Raw genomic sequence first — 1853 nt, 5'->3', positions numbered from 1 at the left:
TGGGTCGGTCAAGCCCCTTTCACCGAAGAGCGCCACCTCTTCGCCAACATGGGCGACGGTACCTACTTCCACTCGGGCATCCTCGCCATCCGCCAGGCGGTGGCCGCCGGGGTCAATATCACCTACAAGATCCTCTTCAACGATGCCGTGGCCATGACCGGCGGGCAGCCGGTCGATGGCCCGCTCACCGTGCCGATGCTCGTCAAGCAACTGCAAGCCGAAGGCGTGGCCAACGTGGTGGTGGTCACCGACGGCACGCCGCGCCCCTACGGGCCGGCGGATCTGCGCCACGTCCCGATTCGGCACCGCGACGAGCTCGACGCGATCCAGCGCGAATTGCGCCAACTTCCGGGCGTCTCGGCCATCGTCTACGACCAGACCTGCGCCGCCGAGAAGCGGCGTCGGCGCAAGCGCGGTCTCTACCCCGATCCGCCAAAGCGCGTCTTCATCCACGAGGCGGTGTGCGAAGGGTGCGGCGACTGCACGGTGCAATCGAACTGCGTGGCCGTCGTTCCCGTGGAGACCGAATTCGGGCGCAAACGGCGCATCGACCAATCCAATTGCAACAAGGACTACAGCTGCCTCAAAGGCTTCTGCCCCAGTTTCGTGACCATCGAAGGGGGGCGGCCGCGCAAGGGCAAGGCGCTCGCCGACGAACCGGGTCGCTTTCCCCTGCCGCCCGAGCCGACCCTGCCCACGCTCGCTTCACCCTGGAACCTGCTCGTGACCGGCGTGGGCGGCACAGGCGTCATCACCATCGGTGCGCTCATCGGCATGGCGGCGCACCTCGACGGCAAGGGCGTCACCGTGCTCGACATGACGGGGCTCGCGCAGAAGAACGGCTCGGTCTTCAGCCACATCCGCATCGCCGCCACCCCGCAAGACTTGCACGCCGTGCGCATCGCCGCCGGCGCGGCCGATGCGATCATCGGCGGCGACCTCATCGTGACGGCGAGCGCCGAGGCGCTCACCAAGATGGCCCCGGGGCGCACGCGCGTGGTCACCAACGCCGCCGAGATTCCCACCATCGACTTTCTGCGCAATCCCGACTGGCGCTTCTCGGCCCAGGAGATGCAAGCGCGCATTCGTGAGCGCGTGGGCGAGGCCCCGGCCGAATTTCTCGACGCCACGGGGCTCGCGACCCGGCTCATGGGCGACGCCATCGCCACCAATCTCTTCCTGCTGGGCTACGCCTGGCAGAAAGGCTGGGTGCCGGTGAGCCACGAATCGCTCATGCGGGCGATCGAATTGAACGGCGTGGCCATCGACATGAACCGCGCCGCCTTCCTCTGGGGGCGGCGCATGGCCCACGACCCGCAAGCAGTGCTCGACTTCGCCCGCCCCGAAGCCGAGCCCGAAGCGCGCTTTGCCCGCACGCTCGACGAAGTGATCGAGCGGCGCGCGGCCTATCTCGTCGACTACCAGGACGAAGCCTATGCCGAGCGCTATCGCCGGCTGGTAGAACGCGTGCGCGCCGCCGAGCGTGCGCTGCGCGGCACCCCTGCCGAAGAGACGCCTGGCACCATGCCGCTCACTGACGCCGTGGCCCGCTCCTACTTCAAGCTGCTGGCGATCAAGGACGAATACGAAGTGGCGCGCCTCTACTGCGACCCCAAATTCTGGCAGCAGCTGGAAGCGCGCTTCGAAGGTCCGTTCGAAGTGCGCTTCCACCTCGCCCCGCCGCTCCTTGCGCGCCCCGACCCGGTCACCGGCCTCGTCGCCAAGCGCGAGTACGGCCCGGCCATGCGCCGCGCCTTCGCGCTGCTCGCCAAGATGAAACGGCTGCGCGGCACGGTGCTCGACCCCTTCGCCCGCACCGAGGAGCGGCGCTGGGAGCGCGCCCTCATCACCGA

The 1853-nt window shown here is 68.5% G+C and carries 1 protein-coding gene; it reads left to right on the top strand.

All coding sequences use genetic code 11. The features are described 5' to 3' along the window. On the top strand, window positions 1-1853 hold a 1853-nt coding region (locus EPD80_RS11250), incomplete at both ends, for an indolepyruvate ferredoxin oxidoreductase family protein (RefSeq protein ID WP_142811844.1).

The organism is Tepidiphilus olei, from assembly GCF_006980705.1.
GTDB lineage: Bacteria > Pseudomonadota > Gammaproteobacteria > Burkholderiales > Rhodocyclaceae > Tepidiphilus > Tepidiphilus olei.
Note: the sequence above shows the minus strand (reverse complement) of the source record. Positions and strands in the feature narration are given on the sequence as shown.